Origin of the sequence: Paeniglutamicibacter sp. ORCA_105, from assembly GCF_045798545.1 — a bacterium.
Classification (GTDB): domain Bacteria; phylum Actinomycetota; class Actinomycetes; order Actinomycetales; family Micrococcaceae; genus Paeniglutamicibacter; species Paeniglutamicibacter sulfureus.
Map to the genome: position 1 here is coordinate 1 of NZ_JBIXLM010000027.1, position 20898 is coordinate 20898.

The window sequence follows — 20898 nt, forward strand, 5'->3', positions numbered from 1 at the left end:
CCTTGGCGCGATTGTGCGCGACACTTTGCTTATGAAAGAAAAGATCACGCTTGTGCCCACCCGCAGAAGTGTCATTGGCGCCGCGCTGGTTTCCGGCGCCGCGGTGACCTTGGTGTCGTGCGGGTCCGGCGATAAGGCCCAGGATCTCCCGGAAGCCACCGGCACCGGTACAGACGCCATCGATGTCTCCCGTTTGCCGGTGGACGGTACCGCATCGGTCACCGTCAACGGAAGCGGATACCTGCTCTACCGACCCGACGAGGCAACCGTCCTCGCGTACACCTCCGTGTGCACGCACCAGGGATGCAAGGTCGGCAGCGGCAGCGGCGAAACCTTCGAGTGCCCGTGCCACGGCTCCAAGTTCTCCAAAGCCGATGGCTCGGTCGCCCAGGGCCCCGCCGACGCTTCGCTGAAGCGCTTTCCGGCTGCGATCGAGGGTGACAAGGTCAAGATCTTCCTCTGATCCGGGAGCCTGCCGGGCCCCGGCAGGGGTTGTAAGTGACATCGCACGGCCACTTCGATCCTGCCTGCGCACGTGCATGAAATGATGGGAATCATGACTTCGCTTTCTTCCCCCATCACGCGTCGCGCCTTTGGTGGCACCACCGTGGCAGCCGGTGCCACCCTGGCCCTTGCCGCCTGCGGCGACGGTTCCTCGGCGGCACCCAACAACGTGCCCTCCGCCCCTCCGGAGCCCGTCGGCACCGGCACCGTGGTGGCGACCACCGCCGAATTGGCCGTGGGTACGCGCCTGTCGGTTGAAGCGGTCCTCACCCAGGGCGAGGCAGCGGGTAGGCAGGCAGGTTTCCTGCTGTTCCGCCCGAGCCAAAAATCCGTTCTCGCCTACTCGGCAATCTGCACCCACCAGGGATGTGCCGTCGGCGCGAAGTCGCCCAACGACGACGAGGCGTTCTACTGCGCCTGCCACGGCTCGTTCTTCCAGCCCGAGGACGGCAAGGCCGTCGCCGGTCCTGCCCGCGGCGCGCTGGAGCGCTTTGCCGCGGAAATCAAGGGCGATGACGTCCTCATCTACGTCTAGGGTGCCCCTTGGTTGGGCCTTTCGGCGGCCGGGCACCCGAGACTAGGCATCGAAGCCGTGGGTCATGAACCCGACGGTTCCCTCATCGAGCCCCGACAGCGAGAGCCAGCCGGCCTCGCTGGGTGCCCCGGGCACGCCGAAGGCCGTGGTGTTTGTTCCCCATCGGGTGCACACCAGCTCGTTCGCATCGTTGACCCAGTGGGTGGCAACCAACAGCCCGTCGGCCCAGGCCTCGAAACGCCGGGCCGATAGGATGCCGCCCAACGGGATGGGGAGTTCTTCGGGCGGGCCCACCTGCTGGATCCGCGCATTGGGTTCCGCGCGCCGAGGGACGAGGCGGTCGTGTATCTCCTGGCCGGACTCGTTCAGGCGCACATATTCCACCGGGTTCCCGGGATCCCGGATGGCCCGCTGCAACATCAGGATGTCTGCAAAGCTCGGCATGGATTCCACGGGCGGATCCTGCGTCTCCCGGCGCATGATCCGGGCCTGGTCCATGGTTAGGTCCCGGAACCAGCTCAGCTCCCAGGCATCGGAGCCCGGGTCAAGCCGCACGCGCGACTCTGCCCGATAGGGTTGGTCGCCCTCCTCCACCAGGACGCGGGTCAGCAACACGTTGGATTCAAGGTTCCGGTAGAGCACCCCGATCCGCTGCTGGTCGCGGACCAGCACATCCCACCGCTCAAAATCCTCTGGCATGCTTCTCCCATGGCTCGTTGGCCCCCAAGAAATCCCACACTACCGGCCCCGGCAGTCCCAACGGAGCCGATGCGTGATGCCGGGACCCACTTTCCGTTCTATGCCCTGGCGGCCCGGGCAGGTTCCATTCTGTGGACGCGGTGCGCGGTGGCAGCCATGAACGCCTCGTCATGGGTGGAGAAGAGCACGGCGCCGCCGCGGTCCAGCACCTTCCCGATCGCACCCCGCAGCCGCGCCACCCCTTCCGCGTCCAGCGCCTCGGTCGGCTCATCGAGCAACAGCACGCTCGGATCGCGCACCAGCACGGTGGCCAGGGCCACGAGGCGCCGGGCGGAGGCGGGCAACTCGTAGGGGTGGGTTTCCGCCTCGGCGGCCAGCCCCAGGGTGGCCAGCACCTCCGGGACCCGCGCCGCCTGAGGACCGCGTTTGGGCAGGCCGAAGGCGACCTCGCGGCGGACCGTCCGTTCAAAGAGCTGGTCGGAGGGATTCTGCATCAAGAGCCCGATGGACCCGCCGGGGCGCGCATGGTCAACGACCCGTCCGGCGCCGGGGCGCAGCAACCCGGCCGCTGCCTTGAGCACCGTGGTCTTGCCCGCCCCGTTCGGCCCGGCCAGCGCGACGCATTCACCGGCCCTCACCTGCAGGTCCAGTCCCGCCACCACGGGGTCGGCGGATCCCGCGTAGCCGAGCTCCGTGCTGGCGAACTCGAGCAGTAAGGCCGCGCCAGCGCGCGGATTCCGGTGAGCCGGTGGTGGTGCCGGCACGCTGCCGGCCACATCGGCGCCCTCGGCCGAGCTGGTGCTGCCGGCGCGCAGCGACAGCACCCGGTCTGCACCGGCCGCCAACCCATCGAGGCTGCGGGTGAGCAGCACCAGCGCTGTCCCCTCGGAGCGCAGGTGATCCAGCAGGGCCGAGACCTGGGCCGCCGCGGAGGCATCCAGGCCGGCCAGCGGTTCGTCCAGTACCAGCACCTGCGCGGCGCCCAGGGCGAGAGCGGCCAGCGCCACGAGGCGTTCCTGCCCGCCGGAGAGCTTCCCCGAATCACGGGTCAGCAGGGAGCCGATTCCAAGTTTCCGGGCCAGCGCGGCGATGCCCAGGCGCATGTCGGCGCGCGGCACCCCGGCGTTCTCGAGTCCCAGGGCCAGTTCCTCCTCCACGGTTTCGCGTACCCCGGAGAGGTAGTGCCGGGCATCCTGGGGCAGCATTCCGACGTGGCGGGCCCACCCCACCGGATCGATGCGCGGGTCGGCGCCGGCACCGTGGCGGATCTCCCGCCCGGCGAGGGTGATGCACCCGTCCAGGTCGTCGCCGTCGTGGCGGGGCAACATCCCCGCAAGCACCGCACCAAGCGTTGACTTGCCGGAGCCAGAGTCCCCCACGATTGCCGTCAGCGATCCCGGCGCCAGGGACAGGCAAATGCCGGCAAGCGTGTCGTGCTCGGCCCCGGAGTAACGGAAGCGTTCCAAGTCCAGCTCGAGCACTGCGTTGCGCGTCGTGCTCATGCGGCGGCCATCCATTCCGGGGCCAGGACCGCCAGGGGGCCGATGACGATGCAGGCAAGCGCTGCCCGGCGCAGTCGGCGCTGGGCGGCCGAGTCGGGCACCGAACGCAGGCGGGTGTGCGGCCCCGCAGCCGGGAAGCCGCGCGCGGCCAGGTGGGCGGAACGGTCGGCTGCGTCCTGCAGGGCGAAAAGCACCAACGGCACCGAGCACAGGCGGATCCGGCGCCACCAGCCAGCCGGCCCGGCACCGGCGGCCGCCCCGCGCAGCGCCTGCGCTTCACCGATGGCGCGCTGCCGTTCGGCCAGGCGGGGCAGCAGGGAAAGCGTGGCGGCCACCAGGTAGCCCAGTTGCGGCGGGGCGCCGGAGAGATCGACGGCGGCGACGAGGTCGTGCCTGTCGATGAGCAGCGTGCACAGCAGCCCGGCGACCACCAGCACGGCGGTGCGCAGCCCCAGCTGCCCGGCGGTGGCCAGCCCCTCGGTGGTGATCCTTAGCGGGCCGGCAGCGGCCAGCACATGGCTGCCGGTACGGTCGACCAGACCGTGGATCAGCAGCTGGGAGCCCCAGGCCGGCAGCAGGATGGCGGCAGCGATCCCTGCCAACCTCCGCCCACGGCGCGCCCGCACCGCCAGCAGCACGCAGCCCAGCAGCACCGTGGCGCTGAGCCACCAGCGGCCGGCTGCCGTGGTGGTGGCCACGACTGCCGCTGCGAGGGCGAGCACGGTGAAGGGATGCAATGGTGCGGTGCGGGACACTGGCAGCTTCCTAGCGGGAGCCGCGGCGGCCGAGCACCCGATAGCGGCGCACGAACGCGAAGCCTGCACTCAGCCGCCCGGGCAGCGCATACACCAGCAGCGCGGCGAGCAGGAAGACAATGGCCTTGTCCCCGGGATCGGAGATCAGCGCCTGCTTGGTCACGGCGCCCAGCAGCGAGTCCCCCATCGAGCGGAATGCGGCGACCAGCGCGCCGGTGCCCACCCCGGAGGTACCGCCGAAGACGAAGGCGGCGACGGGCGCGGAGAGAACGCCTACCAGGATCCCGGCCAAGAGCCCGGCCACCGGGGCCAGGTAGGGGCGGCGCAGCGCACCGAAGCGGGCGGCGGTGCCGGCCAGGAAGCCGACCAGCGCTGCACCGGCCGCGAAGGGCAGCACCGTCGGGTTGAACAACGACCAGATGAGCGTGCCGAGCACGCCGGTGGCTGCCCCGGCGCGGCGTCCGGCCAGGAAGCCGACCAGCACCGTGCCCAGCGAGTCCAGGTAGAGCGGGATCATCACGGACCCGACAAACTGGCCCAGCACGATGTTCAGCGCAAGTGCCACGGGGATCAGGGTGAGCGTGGAGACCGGCAGCTCGGGCAGCACGGCTGCGAGCAGCAGGAGCGCGGCTGCCAGGTAGGCCGCGAAGGTGGCCAGGGCAACCCCTTGGCCGAGGCCGTCGACGAGGCCGGTCGGCTGGGTCAGGACCAGGACGGTATAGGTGCCGGCCAGCAGGAGCACTCCGGCGGCGGCAAGGATCCGGCCGCGCAGGGCGTGCCCTGCGGCTTTCTCGGGCAGGGTCAGGTTCGGTGACATGGTGGGGGCATTCCTCGGGTGCTGGGGGCGCAGCCGGTGAGGACCGGTGGCGCAGCTGGGCGGGAGCGGGGGGGCCTATGTCACCTCGGCCCGGTGAATGATTCTAGCCGATTTGGCCCGGGCCCGGTTCCCCTTGGGGAGCCCCGTCCAGCCGCCTGGCGAGGGCACCGAGGCGGGAAACGAGTTCGGCAAACCCCGCCGCCGGATCGTTCCAGGACACGACGCGGGCGTTGGCGGGCTTTCCCCAGAGCGCGCGGAAGTCAGCCACGGTGGTTCCCGTCAACAACGGGGATTCGGTTTCGACATCCACGGTGGCACCGGCGCTGCGGTACTCGAGCGTGCCGGCGGCGATGCCGGCGGCAAAGTAGTCGTGTACGTGGGCGATGTAGCCCTGGTCGTAGTGGCGGTGGAATTCGAAGTAGAAACGCAGCGCGTCGGAAAGATAGCGCACCAACGGGTTCGAGGCGGTGCTGCGCGTGCCTTCCGGGTCCCCGGCAAGCACATGCTCGGGTTCGGCGCAGCCCGCCGCGGCGGCCAGGTCGGTGAGCAGCCCGGGCTGCATCTCGAAGCGCTCGGTGGAATCCAGCGAGCACACGATCGGCAACTTCTGGACGTCGAGACCCGCCTGGGCGGCCGCGGTGTAGGCCGCGTAGACCTCGGCGGCGGCGTGCGGGTCCACGTGGGTGTTCCACTCCGCGGTCGGGGTGGTGTTCCCCTGGTGGTAGAAGGCCCCGCCCATGATCACCACCCGGCCCAACAACCAGGGAAGCCGTGGTTCCCGGCGCAGCGCGAGCGCGAAGTTGGTCAGCGGGGCGCTCAGCAGGGCAGTGAGTTCCCCGGGGTTGGCGCGGGCTGCCTCGATCCAGTGGTCGACAGCGTCTATTCCATGGCCGGCGGCGGGTCCGGGATCCGGCAGCGTCGCGTAGCCGACCCCTTGCGGGCCATGGGTTTCCGGGGTGGTGGTCAGCGGGACCTGCAGCGGGGCCCGCGCGCCGATGAGCACCGGCACCTGCGGCTGCCCGCACAACGCCAACAGCGCCCGGTTGTTGGCAGCGACCTGGTCGGCGTCGACGTTGCCGGGCGTGGCGGTGACCGCCACGATCTCCACGTGGTCGCAGGCGGCCAGGTAGGCCAGCGCAAGTGCGTCGTCGATTCCGGTGTCGTTGTCCAACAGGATCCGGATGCGGGGCGTGTCCATCGGCTAGAAGAGCGCGATCTTGGGCACGGCCGGGAAGATCGCGTCCAGCTCGGCAAGGTCCTCGGCGCCTGGCTTCCAACCGGCGGAGGCGGCGTTCTGCTTCACCTGTTCGGGGCGGGTGGCCCCGGCAATGACGCTGGCCACGGCGGGACGGGATGCCAGCCAGGAGAATGCGACCTCCAGTTCGCTCAGTCCGCGGGCGGCGGCGAACGCACCGAAGTCGCGCAGCTGGCCGAAGTCGGCGGTGTCCATCAGGTGCCGTCGGGCGTGGGTCAGCCTGGAGCCTTCCGGGGCGGAGCCGCCGGAGTACTTGCCGGTCAGCAGCCCGTTGGCCAGCGGGAAGTAGGGCAGCAGGCCCAGCGAGTACGCCTGCGCGGCCGGTGCCACCTCGAGCTCGGCACGCCGATCGAGCAGGTTGTAGTGGTTCTGCGTGGAGACGAAGCGTGCCCCGCCCGCGGCGCGTGCGGTGAACTCGGCCTCGGCGATCTGCCACCCGGCGCGGTTCGAGTGCCCGATGTAGCGCACCTTGCCGGCTGACACCAGGTCATCGAGCGCGGCAAGGGTCTCCCCAATGGGCGTGAGCTGGTCCGGGGTGTGGAATTGGTAGAGGTCGATGTAGTCCGTGCCGAGCCGCCGCAGCGATGCCTCGACTGCCCGCACGATGTAGCGCCGCGAGCCGCGGGCACCGAAGTCGTTGCCGTTGGCGCCGCCCATGTCCATGCCGAACTTGGTGCCGATGACCACCTCGTCGCGCCGCTGCCCCAGTGCCTTGCCGAGCATGGTCTCGGACAGCCCGGGCTCCCTGCCGTAGGTGTCCGCGACGTCAAAGAATGTGATTCCCGACTCAAGGGCGGCGTTGATGACGGCGTCGGTGCCGGCCTGTTCCTCGGTCGCGGTGCCTGCCCTGCCCAGGTTGTTGCACCCCAGCCCCACGGCCGAAACCACCAGTCCGGATGCTCCCAATCGACGGTATTCCATGGCGCCCATGCGCATTAGTCCTTTCACCGGTGGTCCCTTGGCCAATGCCCTGCGCGTGCGCGGAAGGCATGGAGGCGGCTTGCTGTGCCCGCCTAAGCATTCAAGCATGCACCATGCCGGGCGGCACAGTGTGTCGGGGCCGAGGCGGCGTGGGTTCACGGTAAACGCCCATGAACCCTTAAGATGGGGGTTATGTCTAAAGTCCTCACCTCCCTGCCCGTTGGCGAACGCGTAGGTATCGCGTTCTCCGGTGGCCTTGATACTTCCGTCGCCGTTGCCTGGATGCGTGAAAAGGGTGCCATCCCTTACACGTACACCGGAGACCTCGGCCAATACGATGAGCCGAACATCGACGCCGTTCCGGGCCGCGCCCTGGAATACGGTGCAGAGGCCGCCCGCCTGGTCGACTGCAAGCCCGCCCTGGTCGAAGAGGGCCTCGTTGCCCTGGCCTGCGGCGCCTTCCACATCCGCTCCGGCGGAAAGGCCTACTTCAACACCACCCCGCTGGGCCGTGCCGTCACCGGCACCCTGCTGGTGCGCGCCATGCGCGAAGACGGCGTTGACGTGTGGGGCGACGGCTCGACCTACAAGGGCAATGACATCGAGCGGTTCTACCGCTACGGCCTGCTCTCGAACCCGAAGCTGCGCATCTACAAGCCGTGGCTTGACCCGGCCTTCGTGCAGGAGCTCGGCGGCCGCTCGGAAATGAGCGAATGGCTCGTTGAGCGCGACTTCCCGTACCGCGACTCCGCCGAAAAGGCATACTCCACCGATGCCAACATCTGGGGCGCCACACACGAGGCCAAGACCCTCGAACTGCTGAACACCTCGCTGGAATCGGTCCAGCCGATCATGGGCGTGCGCTACTGGGACGAATCGGTCGAGGTCAAGACCGAGGACGTCTCCGTGACCTTCGAGGCCGGCCGTCCGGTCGCCATCAACGGCGTCCGTTTCGAGAATGCCGTTGCGCTGGTCGACGAGGCCAACAAGATCGGTGGCCGCCACGGACTGGGCATGAGCGACCAGATCGAAAACCGCATCATCGAGGCGAAGTCCCGCGGCATCTACGAGGCCCCGGCCATGGCGCTGCTGCACATCACCTACGAGCGCCTGCTCAATGCGATCCACAACGAAGACACCGTGGCCAACTACCACGCAGAGGGCCGCCGCCTGGGCCGCCTGATGTACGAAGGCCGTTGGCTGGACCCGCAGGCACTGATGCTGCGCGAGTCCCTGCAGCGCTGGGTCGGATCCGCCGTCACCGGCACCGTCACCGTGCGCCTGCGCCGCGGCGACGACTACACGGTGCTGGACACCACGGGACCGAACCTCAGCTACCACCCGGACAAGCTGTCCATGGAGCGCGTTGGCGACTCCGCGTTCGGCCCGCTGGACCGCATCGGCCAGCTGACCATGCGCAACCTGGACATCGCCGATTCCCGCTCGCGCCTGGAGCAGTACGCCAACCAGGGCCTGCTCGGCGAGAAGACCGTGAAGCTGGTCGGCAAGCTGGAGGCCGGCGGCGCATCGGCAATCGTTGACGCCGAGACGGTCGACGCCGACGAATTGGCTTCCGATCGCGCCCTCGAGCGTGCCGCGTTTGATTCGGGCACCGACTAAATAGCAACACCGGCGTGCCCTTGAGGCCGCCGCATTTGGGGCGGGGCGCCCCTTGCCAGGAAACCGGCGAGGGCGCCCCGCCCTTTTTCATGACCTGGAATCGATGGCATCGAGGTCGCGCACCGCAAAGCGGTGGTGGTCCCATTCCTCCTGCAGGATCGTGTGGAGGCAACTCAGAATCGTCTCCGGGTGTTGGGGATTCCAGGGGTTCTCGCGCAGCAAGGCCAATTGGCCGGGCGTGAGCGCGGCGAGGAAGTCCCGCACCACGGCCACGCGCCCCGCCCTGGCCGCGAGCACCTCAGGACTCCCCCGTCTTCGAGCAGCCACGGCCCTTCGATTTCCATTCCCTTGACATTGGCCCCGCGCATCACGGTGCCCGGGTTCGCAGCACCGGTCCGTACCGGCTTGCTAGACTTCTCGACCACGCCACGTTGCCTACGTTCGGAGAATCCTTGTCGAAAAACATCCCACGCGCCCGGCTCTGGTCGTGGGCGCACGCCGAGCGCACCGCCCTGGCCCGCGACCTCGACGGGCTCGAGGACAAACAGTGGGCTACGACATCGTTGTGCGGGCGCTGGAGCGTGGAAGAGGTCGTGGCACACCTGAGTGCCGCGGCAAGTGTGGGCCCGGCTCGCTGGATGGCCAGCGTACTGGGCGCCAGGTTCAATTTCGACCTGCACAATGACAGGCGCCTGTCCGAGCACCGCGGGGCAACACCTGCCGAAACGTTGGCACGTTTTCGCGCGATCCTCACCAGCACCACCTCGACATTCGGTCCGGTCGAGGCGTGGTTGGGCGAAGTCCTCATCCACGGCCAGGACATCCGCGAGCCCTTGGGAATCGAACACGACGTCGATCCGGAGGCCGCCACCGCTCTCGCGGTTTTCCTGGCCCAACGGGATTTCACCGTTTCGAGCAAGACGAACATTGCCGGTTTGCGGCTCGAGGCGACCGACGGCCCTTTCGCCACGGGTGCGGGCCCACTGGCCAGGGGCACAACGATGGCGCTGGTGATGGCCATGGCCGGACGCGGAGCCTATTGCGGACAGCTGGACGGCGCGGGTGCCGAAGCGCTGCTGGCCCGGTGCACGGCGGCTGCGGGCAGCTGATCCCTGCCGGTGGACCTGCCCTGGGCAGCACAATGCCCGGCAGCGATTCCTCGTTGCCGGGCATTGTGTCCGGGTTGCTAGGCCAGGGTGAACGGAGCCTTGGCCGGCAGCGGGTAGGCCTGCCGGGGCTTCTCGACGTCCTCGAACGGCGCGGTCGCGATCGACAGCTTGGTGAAGTCCAGCTTGGCCTCGCGCAGGCAGGTCTTGATGGCAGCAACTGCCTTCTTGGGCTCCGGGGAGAGGATGCGGATGTTCAGCTTGTGCGGGGCGTAGTCGGAGGACTCCACGGTTCCCAGGCCGCGCCAGGCCAGGTGGCCGACGAGTGCTTCCTTCGCGGTGGTTTCCAGGTACTTGTCCCTGTCGGTGCCGGTGGCGGTCTTCAGCGCGTACTGCACGATGACCCACCCCTGGTCTTCCTCGGCCAGCGGCATGAAGCCGTCCTCCTGGCAGGCTTCGGTGAACGCCGCCAGCAGTCCCTCGGCCGTCGCCGCGGTGACGTCCTTGGCGGTCTCGGTCTTCGACTGGTGCCCCACGGTGCCGTGGTTCACGACGAACTGGCCGAGCTCTTCGCCCTCGTAGGTGGAGAACCAGGCCTCGCGGAAGTACAGGGTTCCGTCTTCGTCGCGGCGGTAGGTGCGGACTATTGACATGCGGTGGTGCTCCTTAGCGGGATGATGAGTCTGAAAATGCCGTACGGCCGCGTGCGAGCCAACCGGTCGCGGTGCCGTCAAAGGGGGCGTGTGCCCCGCCGAGCGAGGCGAGCAGGCGGCTGGCCTCGTCGCTGATGCACGACACCAGCTCCTGCGGGTAGCCCATGGATGCGCTGTGCTGGGCGAATTCGTCCTCGTCGTCGAGGAAGATGCCGCGTGAGCGCGAGTCTATGACGTCGAGGTCCATGTCCACGGAGTTGGCTTCCCAGCCGCCGCGGGCCAGTTTGCGCCAACCGATCTGGGTCGACAGGTCGAGGTACACGCGAAAGTCCTCGGCGGGGTCGTCGTAGAACGTGCCTAGCCATTGCCCGGCACGGGGCACCAGGCAGACCGCATCGGTGTCGGCCCAGTGCCCGTGGCCGGGACGCGAGACCAGCGAGCCGGCGGGCTGGTAGATCCAGTGGCCGTGGTCGTCGGCGCCGAGGTAGCGCCCGGGCACCACCCAGTGCGGGTGCCCGTCGTATTTCCAGGCCCTGGCAACCACCAGGTCCCCGGGGCCGGCTCCGGCAGGGTCCCGCGGCAGGCCCGCGGGCACCGGTGCTGCTGCGTTCACAGCTGGGGAATCTGTCCGGTGGGCATCTCTGCTCCGGGCAGCGGTCGGGCGAACGGGACCTTGGTGCCCAGCACCTGGGCCAAGGTGTCGTTGGCGATCCGGTCGGCGGTGAGTCCCACTCGTTCCAAGACCTCGTCGCGGGTGCCGTGGGCCAGGAACTCGGTGGGCAGGCCCACCTCGTTCAGTGCCGTGTCGACGCCCGCCGCGCGCATTTCCTGACGGATACGCGAACCCACGCCCCCTGCGCGGACGCCGTCCTCGACGCACACCACGATGCGGTGGCGGGCAGCCAGGCCGATGATGGAGCGCGGCACCGGAAGCACCCAGCGCGGGTCGACCACGGTGACCGTGATGCCCTGGGCGTTGAGCCGGGCGGCGACATCCAGGCAGAGTTCGCTCATGGCGCCGACCGAAACGACCAGCACGTCGCGTTCCTCGCCGCTTCCGAGCTTGGCGAGCACGTCCACGCCGTCGTGCAGGCGCTGGATGGCGACAATTTCCGGGCCGACGCTGCCCTTGGAGAATCGGACCACCGAGGGCGCGTCCTTGATGGCCACGGCCTCGCGCAGTTCCTCGCGCAGCCGCACCGCATCGCGCGGAGCTGCGAGGTGCAGGTTCGGCACGATCTGCATCAGCGCCATGTCCCACATGCCGTGGTGGCTGGGCCCGTCCGGCCCGGTGACCCCGGCGCGGTCCAGCACCACGGTGACGCCGGCCTTGTGCAGGGCCACGTCCATGAGCAGCTGGTCGAACGCCCGGTTCAGGAACGTAGCATAGACGCACACCACCGGGTGCAGCCCGCCGAAGGCCAGGCCCGCGGCGGAGGTCATCGCGTGTTGTTCGGCGATGCCCACGTCCAGCACCCGTTCGGGGTGGCGTTCGGACATGGTCTTCAGGCCCACCGGCTGCAGCATTGCGCCGGTGATGGCAACGATGTCGCTGCGTTCGTCGGCGATGTCGGCGATTTCCTCGCCGAAGACCGAAGTCCAGGAACGGGCAGAGGCCTTGGATACGGGTTCGCCGGTCTGCGGGTCGATGACGCCCACCGCGTGGAACTGGTCGGCCTCGTCGGCGCGGGCAGGGGCGTAGCCGCGGCCCTTTTCCGTCAGCGCGTGCACCAGGACGGGTCCGCCGTAGTTGCGGGCCTGATGCAGCGCCTGGTCGACGGCCGTCTGGTTGTGCCCGTCGATGGGGCCGATGTACTTCATGCCCAGGTCCTCGAACAGGCCCTGGGGTGCCCACCAGTCCTTGATGCCCTTCTTGGTGGCATGCAGGGACTTGTAGGTGAACTGGCCCACGGGACCTGAATCCTTCAGGCGGCTCTTGAGCCTGTCCATGGTGTTTTCGTAGGCCGGGTGCGTTCGGAACATGTCCAGGCGCTGGCGCAGGCCGGCCAACTGGTCGGCGAGTCCGCCAATGGTCGGGGCGTAGGAGCGGCCGTTGTCGTTGACGACGATGACCACGCGACGGTCCTTGTCGGCAGCGATGTTGTTGACCGCTTCCCAGGCCATGCCGCCGGTCAGGGCGCCGTCGCCTACCAGGGCGACAACGTAGCGGTCGGCTTCCCCGGTGAGCTTGCGGGCCCGGGAGATCCCGTCGGCCCAGGACAGCGAGGAGGAGGCGTGGGAGGACTCTACGATGTCGTGCACCGATTCGGCGCGTTCGGGATACCCGGAGAGCCCGCCCTGTTGGCGCAGCGTGGAGAAGTCCTGGCGCCCGGTCAGCAGCTTGTGGACATAGGACTGGTGTCCGGTGTCAAAGATGATGGAGTCGGTGGGTGAATCGAAGGCCCGGTGGATGCCCAGGGTCAACTCGACCACACCGAGGTTGGGGCCCAGGTGTCCCCCTGTGCGGGCAACGTTCTTGATCAGGAATGACCGGATTTCCTTGGCCAGCTGGTGCATTTTAGCCGCGTCCAGGCCACGAAGGTCCCGCGGTTCCTTGATGATCGGAAGCAGTGGCACGGAGGCAGTCCTTTCGCAGTGGCAAATACCCGTTCAATCTTACCGCTCGTCCCTTGCCGCCGGGCACCATGGCGGTGCACGCCACAGTGTCCCGCCCCACCTTCAGCGGGCGCTGGATAGAGGAAGCGAGCCTTGCGTAGGATCAAGTTGCGGGCAAACCCTGCCCTTTATCATCCCCCGCCAAGCCCTAGGATCCACAGCCCCATGAGCACTTCGAGCCCCCAGATCCCCTCGGTACTCTTCGTTTGCAACACCAATGGCGGGAAGGCGCAAATTGCCGCGGCGCTACTGCGCCAGGCCGCAGGAGATTCCGTTGCGGTGAAATCCGCCGGACTCATTCCGGCCCACCACATCAATGAACTGGCCGCCTCCGTGGTGGAAGAAGTCGGTGCCGACATGCGCGCAGAGGTACCGACCGCGTTGACAGAGGAAGTGCTGCGTGCCGCGGACCGGGTCGTCATCGTGGGCGAGGCACAGGTCCCCTGCATCGAGGGGGTCGCGATGGAACGCTGGGTTCCCGCCGAAGCGCCGGCGGAGCTGGGCACCGAGCGCGAGCGCATGGAATTCCTGCGTGATGACATCGCAGCCCGGGTTGCGATGTTGAACGATGATCTCGGAACGACTTCCGGTTAGTCCCCTGTAGCCCGGATGACCACCGGCGCCGCATCGGTATTCCCGCCTGCACGCTTTGTCACAGACCAACGTCATGTCATGGATGCAGGGCGGAGCCGGATGACGTGTCAGTGCCCGGTGACACCCTCGTCCCGATGGCGCCCACCGTTTTCGGTTCCCCCGGAGGGATTTGACTGCGTCGGCTGATCGGGATCCCTGAGCGGGTCCCGTCCGGCCTCGGACGCATCGCCATCCCGGGTACCCCTGGTTTCGACGTTAGGGTCAAGCGCATTGGCCTTGTTGGCCTGCTCCTGTGCACTGGCCCGTGCCGACTGGGCTTCGGCATTCTGGTTGCGGGCTTCTTCCTGGAGGCGGTCGGCGTCAACCTGGGCTTGCTTGGCGTCCGCTGCCGCCCTGGCAGACTTGGCTTCGCTCTCCCGTGCATTGAGCTGCTCGTCGGCCGCCGACTGGCGGAGGGTTTCCGCCCGCTCGTGGTCCTTCTCCTTCTTGCGTCGTTGGCCAAAGAAAAGTACTAGTCCAATGACGACCAGTACGACAACGATTATGACGATGGTCCACACCAGCTGGCCTGAATCCATGATTTTCGACCTCGTTCCAATGGCAACAATGGGTGTAGAACCAGTAAAGCCCAAAACCAGATTGGTTGCCATGGATATGCCACAGCAGCTCTTCGCGGTGTCCCGATACAGAGGAATTCTGTATCGCATTCATACGTGAGTCAGCCCCAGGGATTCCCTGCAGGGCGCGGGCTCCCGCACAGAAGCCGAGCCGGACGAATTCTTCCATCGGCCGCATCCCCGGGCGTACGTTTCGACAAGCCAACCCCCGCGGCGTTAACGCCGCAAAGGCGGGCCGACCCGGAATTCTCCGGATCGGCCCGCCCTTGCGAGCGTGGATCTTCGCTAACTAGATTAGTTGGCGGAGATCTGACGCAGGACGTACTGCAGGATGCCACCGTTGCGGTAGTAATCTGCTTCGCCCGGGGTATCGATGCGCAGGACGGCATCGAAGGAGACGGTCTTGCCGTCTTCCGCCACGGCGGTGACCTTCAGGGTCTTGGGGGTGGTGCCGTTGTTGAGTTCGGTCACTCCCTCGACTGCGAAGGTTTCGGTGCCGGTCAGACCCAAAGTCTCGGCGTTTTCGCCAACCGGGAACTGCAGGGGCAGAACGCCCATGCCGATCAGGTTGGAGCGGTGAATACGCTCGAAGGACTCGGTGATGACTGCCTTGACGCCCAGCAGTGCGGTGCCCTTGGCTGCCCAGTCACGCGAGGAGCCCGAACCGTATTCCTTGCCGCCCAGGACGACCAGCGGGGTGCCTGCTGCAGCGTAGTTCTGCGCAGCGTCGTAGACGTAGGCCTGCGGTGCGCCTTCCTGGGTGAAGTCGCGGGTGAAGCCACCTTCGACGTTGTCCAGGATCTGGTTGCGGATACGGATGTTCGCGAAGGTACCGCGAATCATGACCTCGTGGTTGCCACGGCGCGAGCCGTAGGAGTTGAAGTCCTTGCGGTCCACGCCGTTGGCCAGGAGGTACTGCCCCGCCGGGGAATCGGACTTGAACGAACCGGCCGGGGAGATGTGGTCGGTGGTGACCGAATCGCCCAGCTTCAGCAGCACGCGGGCGCCCTCGATGTTCTTGACCGGCTCCGGAGTTGCCGTCATGCCATCGAAGTACGGGGGCTTGCGGACGTAGGTCGAATCCTCTGCCCACTCGAAGGTGTTGCCTGCCGGGGTATCGAGCGCCTTCCAGCGATCGTCGCCGTCGAAGACACCTTCGTAACCCTTGGCGAACATGCCCTCATCGATGGAAGAATCCATCGTTGCCTGAACCTCGGTCGGGCTCGGCCAGATGTCCTTGAGGAACACCTCGTTGCCGTCCGTGTCGGTGCCCAGGGAATCGGTTTCGAAGTCGAAGTCCATGGTGCCGGCCAGGGCGTAAGCGATGACCAACGGCGGGGACGCCAGGTAGTTCATCTTCACGTCCGGGTTGATGCGGCCTTCGAAGTTGCGGTTACCCGAGAGCACTGCGGTTGCGGAGAGGTCGTGGGCCTGAATGGCCTCGGAGATCTCGGCATCCAGCGGGCCGGAGTTGCCGATGCAGGTTGCGCAGCCGTAGCCCACGATGAAGAAGCCAAGCTTCTCCAGGTACGGCATGAGGCCGGACTTTTCGTAGTACTCGGTGACGACCTTGGAGCCCGGGGCGACAGAAGTCTTGACCCATGGCTTGGACACCAGACCCTTTTCCACTGCCTTGCGTGCCAGCAGGGCTGCGGCAAGCATGACGGAGGGGTTGGAGGTGTTGGTGCAGGAGGTGATCGAAGCGATCGAGACCAGACCGTGGTCGATGGAGAAGCTCGTTCCATCGGCCTTGGTGACCTCAACGCTGGTCGACGGGCGACCAATGTTCAGTTCGTCGGCTGCACCGGCGGCGTAGTTGTGGATGTCCTTGCGGAACTGCTCCTTGGCGCCAGAAAGCTCGATGCGGTCCTGCGGACGCTTCGGGCCGGCGATGGAGGGAACCACCGTCGACAGGTCGAGCTCGAGGAACTCGGAGAAGCGGATCTCGCGGCTCGGATCGTGCCACATGCCCTGTTCCTTGGCGTAGGCCTCAACGAGGGCCACGTTTTCGGCGGAGCGGCCGGTCAGGCGCAGGTAATCCAGGGTGACGTCATCGATCGGGAACATGGCCGCGGTGGAACCGAATTCCGGGGACATGTTGCCGATGGTGGCGCGGTTTGCCAGCGGAACCTGGGCAACGCCTTCACCGTAGAATTCGACGAACTTGCCGACGACACCGTGCTTGCGCAGCATTTCGGTGATGGTCAGCACGACGTCGGTGGCGGTGGCACCAGCGGGGATCGATCCGTTGAGCTTGAAGCCGACAACGCGCGGGATCAGCATGGAGACGGGCTGGCCGAGCATTGCTGCCTCGGCCTCGATGCCGCCCACGCCCCAGCCCAGCACGCCCATGCCGTTAACCATGGTGGTGTGGGAGTCGGTGCCGACGCAGGTGTCGGGGTACGCGCGGAGCACGCCATTGACTTCGCGGGTCATCACGGTGCGAGCCAGGAACTCGATGTTGACCTGGTGCACGATGCCGGTTCCCGGGGGAACTACCTTGAAGTCATCAAATGCGGTCTGGCCCCAACGCAGGAACTGGTAACGCTCCCCGTTGCGCTGGTATTCGATTTCCATGTTGCGCTCGAGGGCACCGGCGTTGCCGGCAACGTCGATCTGCACCGAGTGGTCGATGACCATTTCTGCTGGAGCCAACGGGTTCACCCGAGTCGGGTCTCCGCCAAGTTCCTTGACTGCCTCGCGCATGGTGGCGAGGTCAACGATGCAAGGAACACCGGTGAAGTCCTGCATCAAGACGCGTGCAGGGGTGAATTGGATTTCGGTGTTCGGTTCTGCGTTTGCATCCCACTGGCCTACGGCCTTGACGTGTTCTGCAGTGATGTTCGCGCCATCTTCGGTGCGAAGCAGGTTCTCCAAAAGAACCTTGAGGCTGTACGGAAGGCTTTGCGCACCTTCGACGGCGTTCAGCCGGTAAATTTCATATTCGTTGCCCTTGACGTCCAATACGCCCTTGGCACCAAAACTGTCCACATTGCTCACGGGGACTCCTCTCGCCGGAATTACATCTTCGTTGCACGCCCACAAGGAAATCCAGTTAGGCGATCCTAACTGGGTTTACCTGTGTTTTACTAGCGGCAGAGCTATAAGCAGTCTATCCCCCGCCACCCTTAAAACCCCGCCAACCCGACATTTTCGGGCCGGACGGAGTCATATCATCGCCTAGTGGCGGACAAACAGTCCTACGGTTTCCATGTGGTGAGTGTGCGGATAAAGGTCAATGACATCAACCTCTTCCAGGCGGAACCCCGAGGCCCTGAGATCTGCAGTGTCACGGGCAAATGATGCAGGATCGCACGAAACATAGGAGATCTTCTTGGCACCCGAACGCACCATCGCGGAAACGGCGGTCTTGCCGGCACCGGTGCGCGGCGGATCAAGCACAATAGAATCCAGCTTGGCCTTGCGCGTATTCAATTCCCTGGACAAGGTCTTTTCAACCCGCCCCTGGGAAATGATCGCCTGGGGGAATTCACGCAGGTTCTTCAGGGCATCCTTGCTGGTTCCCGGGGCGCCCTCAATGGACAGCAGCATGCCGTCGTCGCCCACGGCCTTGGCCAGCGGTGCGCTAAAGAGACCTGCCCCGGCGTAGAGGTCCGCGATGCGCGTCCCGTAGCCTGGCGCCAACTGGCTCATCACGCGCTCCACCAGGGTGGCAGGGGCCAGTCGGTGGATCTGCCAGAAACCTTCGCCGGTGATGCGGTAGTCGTGTCCCGCCACCGATTCGGAAAGCCACGTCCGCCCGCGCAAGCGCTGCAGGGCACCGCGCCCGTCGGCGGCCGATCCTCCGACCTGGGTCAGTGCCGCTGCACTGGTTCCCTCGGGCAGGCGCTTGGCCGCGCGGCCCGCGGCCCCGGCTACCGTTCCGTCCTCGATGAAGAGCACCAGCACCCCTCCATCGTCGCCGGATCCGACGGCAACCTCGATGCGGCTGAGGCCCGCCAGAGGCAGATCCCAGAGCGCCAGCTCGTTGATCTTCGGGTGTGCCAGCGGCATTTCCTTAACCGGCACCAGGTCGTTGGAGCGGAAGGGACTCATGGCCAGGCGACCCTTGGCGTCCACTGCGAAGGCCGTGCGCGTGCGCCACCCCAGCCCGTCGGCGGATTCGCCCTCGGGCGCGCGCACCGCGGTGAAACCGTGCTCGGCCGCATCGATGCCGCCCAGGCGCTGCATCTGCTCGACGAAGATCTGGCCCTTGATCTCGCGCTGGGCGTCCAGTGCGATATGCCCGAATTCCGCGCCGCCCACCGGCAGGACGCCGCGCGGGGCCGCGTGCAGGGAGTCGGCCTGGGTCCAGAAATGCGGGACCCGGTCCGCGGAGGCCTCGTGGACCTCGACGACGTCACCGCGCCAGAAGCGGGCCTTTTCGCCGTCATCGCGCACGGCGACCGAAACCAGTTCGCCGGGAATGCCGTGGCGCACGAAGATCACCCGGCCCTCGTGGCGGGCGACGGTGTGGCCGCCGTGGGCCGGTGCGTCGAGGCGCACCTTCAGGATGTTTTCGTGCGTGCTCATGGCTTGTCTTTCGGATTGGAGATCTGGGGTGCCGCTGGATGCGGCTTGGGCTTGGCGCCTGCCGAGGCTTCCTCGGTGGGGCCCAGGTACATGGAGGCGTCGGAGGAGGCCAGGCGCCACGGCACCGAGGCCACCACGACCCCGGGCTCGTAATGCAGGCGGTTCTTGATGCGCATGGCGGTCTGGTTGTGCACCAGTTGCTCCCACCAGCGGCCCACCACGTATTCGGGGATGTAGACGACAATCAGGTCGCGCGGTGAATCACGCTTGATCGAGCGGATGTGCTCGATCAGCGGCGGGGCGATTTCCCGGTACGGGGAGGCAAGCACCGTGATCGGCACCGGGATGCCGAGGGCCTCCCACCTGGCCAGCGTCGCCTCGGTGCGCTCCGAGTCGGCGTCCACCACGATGGCATCGAGCTTCGAGGGACGCGCGGCGCGGGCGAAGGCCACCGCACGCAGCACCGGCTTGCGCAGCGTGGAGACCAGCACCAGTGCGTGCACGCGGGCAGGCAGGGCGGTGGCAGAATCGTCCTCGCCAATGGCAAGTTCCCTGTCCACCTGCACGTAGTGGCGGTGCAGCGAATCCATCATCGCGAACAGCACGGCGATGCCCAGCACCGCCAGCCAGGCACCGTGAACCAGCCGGGTGCCCAGCACGATGACAAGCACAGCGGCGGTGAGCGCGAAGCCCGCGAGGTTCAGCAGCCTGGAGCGGTGGATGCGGGCGCGCACGCGCTTGTCCGGGGTCTGGGCCAGTTCGCGGCCCCAGTGCCGGATCATGCCGAGCTGGCTCAGCGTGAAGGACACGAAGACGCCCACCACGTAGAGCTGGATCAAGGTCGGAACGTGGGCGTCGAACACCCAGATCAACGCGATGGCGGCGATGGCCAGGGCCAGGATGCCGTTGGAGAAGCCGAGCCTGTCCCCGCGGGTGCGCAGCTGGCGCGGCAGGTAGCCGTCGGTGGCCAGGTGCGAGGCCAGGTTGGGGAAGGAATTGAAGGCCGTGTGCGCGGCTATCAGCAGCACCGCAACCGTCACCGCCAGGACCAGGTAGAAGCCGATGGACGCGCCGCCGAAGATGGCCTCCGCCACCTGGCCGAGGACCGGATGCTGGATGTAGTCGGCAGGGATCGGACCGCCGTCCAGGCGCAGGCCGGTGGCGGGATCCTCCACCACGTGGACCTGCACTGCCCGCGCCAGATACATGGTCCCCAGGGTCAGTGCACCGGCGAATAGGCCCAGCAGCAGCAACACAGCAGCCGAATTGCGGGCCTTGGGGGCCGCAAGCTTGTGGACGTTGGAGATCGGGACCTCGACCCCGGTGAGCGCGGCGGATCCGGTGGAGAACGCGCGCAGCACCAGCAGCATCCCGGCCAGGCCGGTGAGCCCGTGCGGATAGTCGGGGTCGGGAACTACCTCGAAGCCGGCGCTCGGGGCGGTCCCCAGCGTGCCGGTGGCGGCAAGGATCCCGCCGGCTGCGAGCATCACGAGGACCACGCCGATGAACAGGTAGACGGGTGCAGCGGTGCCGATCTTGGACCGGCCCCGCCCGCGCAGGTTCAGCACCGTCAGCACCACGACCCCGGCGGTGGCGAACCAGGCCTGGCTTCCGTCCAACGCCGGGAATGCGGCGATGACGTAGTGCGAGGCGGAGGAAATGGACACCGCCACGGTGAGCACGAAGTCGACCAGCAGGGCAGCTGCCACCGTGGTCCCGGCCCGCGGCCCCAGGTTCACCGAGGCGATCTCGTAGTCGCCGCCGCCCGAGGGATAGGCCTTCACCGACTGGCGGTAGGAGGCGATGATGACAAGCATCACGACCATGACGGCAAGGCCCACCGAGGGCGAGAACGCCATGGCGCCCAGCCCGGCCAGCGCGAGGGTGAGGATCACCTCGTCAGGCGCATAGGCAATGGAGGAGAGAGCGGAGGCCGAAAAGATGGGCAGCGCAAGGCGCTTGCGCAGCGGGGCCTCCTTCAGGCGCTCGGTCCTGAAGGGGCGCCCCACCAGGATCCGTTTCAACGCGTCGAGGAATGAAAGCACGATCCAAAGCTAGCCCCCTTTGCCCCGGCCTGTCATACACCACACCGTCGCGGGCGACGTGAAGAATCCCGCATCGGGGGCCCGAACCGTGAAACACTGGTGAATGAACCGTGCCACGGAGGACCG

Annotated in this window: 19 protein-coding genes; 5 read left to right on the forward strand and 14 right to left on the reverse strand. The window is 67.2% G+C overall.

What is annotated here, in order from left to right; genetic code table 11:
- Both ACIPUB_RS13525 and ACIPUB_RS13530 read left to right on the forward strand, forming a co-directional pair.
- A partial coding sequence (locus tag ACIPUB_RS13525; RefSeq protein ID WP_407607855.1) for a ubiquinol-cytochrome c reductase iron-sulfur subunit occupies positions 1-463 on the forward strand: 463 nt, incomplete at its 5' end.
- 93 nt (positions 464-556) lie between these two features.
- Positions 557-1039 (forward strand): Rieske (2Fe-2S) protein, encoded by a 483-nt coding sequence (locus ACIPUB_RS13530; protein WP_407607856.1) that lies wholly within the window; start codon positions 557-559, stop codon positions 1037-1039.
- A 42-nt stretch (positions 1040-1081) separates the two neighbouring features.
- On the opposite strand, the gene ACIPUB_RS13535 is transcribed toward ACIPUB_RS13530, so the two are convergent.
- The 6 genes from ACIPUB_RS13535 to ACIPUB_RS13560 form a co-directional block, all read right to left on the reverse strand.
- A complete protein-coding gene (locus ACIPUB_RS13535) occupies positions 1082-1738 on the reverse strand; it encodes a hypothetical protein (RefSeq protein ID WP_407607857.1) in 657 nt (218 codons plus the stop codon).
- A 98-nt stretch (positions 1739-1836) separates the two neighbouring features.
- Complete coding sequence (locus tag ACIPUB_RS13540) at positions 1837-3240, reverse strand: ABC transporter ATP-binding protein (protein WP_407607858.1); 1404 nt, start codon at positions 3238-3240, stop codon at positions 1837-1839.
- Positions 3237-3995, reverse strand: a complete 759-nt coding sequence (locus tag ACIPUB_RS13545) for an energy-coupling factor transporter transmembrane component T (protein ID WP_310288005.1) — start codon at positions 3993-3995, stop codon at positions 3237-3239. The genes ACIPUB_RS13540 and ACIPUB_RS13545 overlap by 4 nt, the downstream gene beginning before the upstream one ends.
- Before the next feature lie 10 nt (positions 3996-4005).
- Positions 4006-4812 (reverse strand): ECF transporter S component, encoded by an 807-nt coding sequence (locus ACIPUB_RS13550; RefSeq protein ID WP_310288006.1) that lies wholly within the window; start codon positions 4810-4812, stop codon positions 4006-4008.
- 103 nt (positions 4813-4915) lie between these two features.
- Positions 4916-6010, reverse strand: a complete 1095-nt coding sequence (locus ACIPUB_RS13555; protein WP_310288009.1) for a nucleoside hydrolase — start codon at positions 6008-6010, stop codon at positions 4916-4918.
- Between the two features lie 3 nt (positions 6011-6013).
- Positions 6014-6988 carry an aldo/keto reductase gene (locus ACIPUB_RS13560; RefSeq protein ID WP_310293343.1) on the reverse strand — a complete coding sequence of 325 codons (975 nt, stop codon included), beginning with the start codon at positions 6986-6988 and terminating at the stop codon, positions 6014-6016.
- A 192-nt stretch (positions 6989-7180) separates the two neighbouring features.
- Here ACIPUB_RS13560 and argG point away from each other — a divergent pair, with 192 nt between their 5' ends.
- Positions 7181-8608 carry an argininosuccinate synthase gene (argG, locus tag ACIPUB_RS13565; RefSeq protein ID WP_407607859.1) on the forward strand — a complete coding sequence of 476 codons (1428 nt, stop codon included), beginning with the start codon at positions 7181-7183 and terminating at the stop codon, positions 8606-8608.
- A gap of 87 nt (positions 8609-8695) precedes the next feature.
- On the opposite strand, the gene ACIPUB_RS13570 is transcribed toward argG, so the two are convergent.
- Complete coding sequence (locus ACIPUB_RS13570; protein ID WP_407607860.1) at positions 8696-8935, reverse strand: DinB family protein; 240 nt, start codon at positions 8933-8935, stop codon at positions 8696-8698.
- A 125-nt stretch (positions 8936-9060) separates the two neighbouring features.
- Here ACIPUB_RS13570 and ACIPUB_RS13575 point away from each other — a divergent pair, with 125 nt between their 5' ends.
- Positions 9061-9717: a maleylpyruvate isomerase family mycothiol-dependent enzyme gene (locus ACIPUB_RS13575; RefSeq protein ID WP_310288015.1), complete on the forward strand. Its 657-nt coding sequence runs from the start codon at positions 9061-9063 to the stop codon at positions 9715-9717.
- 77 nt (positions 9718-9794) lie between these two features.
- On the opposite strand, the gene ACIPUB_RS13580 is transcribed toward ACIPUB_RS13575, so the two are convergent.
- From ACIPUB_RS13580 to dxs, 3 genes are read right to left on the reverse strand one after another with little or no spacing between them, the layout of a single operon-like run.
- A complete protein-coding gene (locus ACIPUB_RS13580; RefSeq protein WP_310288018.1) occupies positions 9795-10367 on the reverse strand; it encodes a hypothetical protein in 573 nt (190 codons plus the stop codon).
- A 13-nt stretch (positions 10368-10380) separates the two neighbouring features.
- Positions 10381-10980 carry a DUF402 domain-containing protein gene (locus ACIPUB_RS13585; protein ID WP_310288023.1) on the reverse strand — a complete coding sequence of 200 codons (600 nt, stop codon included), beginning with the start codon at positions 10978-10980 and terminating at the stop codon, positions 10381-10383.
- Positions 10977-12944, reverse strand: coding sequence for a 1-deoxy-D-xylulose-5-phosphate synthase (dxs, locus tag ACIPUB_RS13590; RefSeq protein WP_407607861.1), 1968 nt, complete (start codon positions 12942-12944; stop codon positions 10977-10979). The genes ACIPUB_RS13585 and dxs overlap by 4 nt, the downstream gene beginning before the upstream one ends.
- A 204-nt stretch (positions 12945-13148) precedes the next feature.
- On the opposite strand from dxs, the gene ACIPUB_RS13595 reads away from it, so the two are divergent.
- A complete protein-coding gene (locus tag ACIPUB_RS13595; RefSeq protein ID WP_407607862.1) occupies positions 13149-13577 on the forward strand; it encodes a low molecular weight phosphatase family protein in 429 nt (142 codons plus the stop codon).
- Positions 13578-13684: 107 nt separating this feature from the next.
- On the opposite strand, the gene ACIPUB_RS13600 is transcribed toward ACIPUB_RS13595, so the two are convergent.
- From ACIPUB_RS13600 to ACIPUB_RS13615, 4 genes are all read right to left on the reverse strand, one after another.
- Positions 13685-14155 carry a hypothetical protein gene (locus ACIPUB_RS13600; protein ID WP_407607863.1) on the reverse strand — a complete coding sequence of 157 codons (471 nt, stop codon included), beginning with the start codon at positions 14153-14155 and terminating at the stop codon, positions 13685-13687.
- A gap of 333 nt (positions 14156-14488) precedes the next feature.
- The gene (gene acnA, locus ACIPUB_RS13605; protein WP_310288033.1) at positions 14489-17194 is read right to left on the reverse strand and encodes an aconitate hydratase AcnA; all 2706 of its coding nucleotides are present in this window, start codon (positions 17192-17194) and stop codon (positions 14489-14491) included.
- Positions 17195-17374: 180 nt separating this feature from the next.
- On the reverse strand, positions 17375-18727 hold the full coding sequence (locus ACIPUB_RS13610; protein WP_407607864.1) for a class I SAM-dependent RNA methyltransferase: 1353 nt from the start codon (positions 18725-18727) through the stop codon (positions 17375-17377).
- On the reverse strand, positions 18724-20772 hold the full coding sequence (locus ACIPUB_RS13615) for an APC family permease (RefSeq protein ID WP_407607865.1): 2049 nt from the start codon (positions 20770-20772) through the stop codon (positions 18724-18726). The genes ACIPUB_RS13610 and ACIPUB_RS13615 overlap by 4 nt, the downstream gene beginning before the upstream one ends.
- Between the last annotated feature and the right edge of the window lie 126 nt (positions 20773-20898).

What these genes read in the sequence shown, in the direction of transcription:
- ACIPUB_RS13530 (WP_407607856.1), top strand. Translation starts at nt 557, where the DNA reads ATGACTTCGCTTTCTTCCCCCATCACGCGTCGCGCCTTTGGTGGCACC.
- ACIPUB_RS13535 (WP_407607857.1), bottom strand. Translation starts at nt 1,738, where the DNA reads ATGCCAGAGGATTTTGAGCGGTGGGATGTGCTGGTCCGCGACCAGCAG.
- ACIPUB_RS13540 (WP_407607858.1), bottom strand. Translation starts at nt 3,240, where the DNA reads ATGAGCACGACGCGCAACGCAGTGCTCGAGCTGGACTTGGAACGCTTC.
- ACIPUB_RS13550 (WP_310288006.1), bottom strand. Translation starts at nt 4,812, where the DNA reads ATGTCACCGAACCTGACCCTGCCCGAGAAAGCCGCAGGGCACGCCCTG.
- ACIPUB_RS13555 (WP_310288009.1), bottom strand. Translation starts at nt 6,010, where the DNA reads ATGGACACGCCCCGCATCCGGATCCTGTTGGACAACGACACCGGAATC.
- ACIPUB_RS13560 (WP_310293343.1), bottom strand. Translation starts at nt 6,988, where the DNA reads ATGGAATACCGTCGATTGGGAGCATCCGGACTGGTGGTTTCGGCCGTG.
- argG (WP_407607859.1), top strand. Translation starts at nt 7,181, where the DNA reads ATGTCTAAAGTCCTCACCTCCCTGCCCGTTGGCGAACGCGTAGGTATC.
- ACIPUB_RS13580 (WP_310288018.1), bottom strand. Translation starts at nt 10,367, where the DNA reads ATGTCAATAGTCCGCACCTACCGCCGCGACGAAGACGGAACCCTGTAC.
- ACIPUB_RS13595 (WP_407607862.1), top strand. Translation starts at nt 13,149, where the DNA reads ATGAGCACTTCGAGCCCCCAGATCCCCTCGGTACTCTTCGTTTGCAAC.
- ACIPUB_RS13600 (WP_407607863.1), bottom strand. Translation starts at nt 14,155, where the DNA reads ATGGATTCAGGCCAGCTGGTGTGGACCATCGTCATAATCGTTGTCGTA.
- ACIPUB_RS13610 (WP_407607864.1), bottom strand. Translation starts at nt 18,727, where the DNA reads ATGAGCACGCACGAAAACATCCTGAAGGTGCGCCTCGACGCACCGGCC.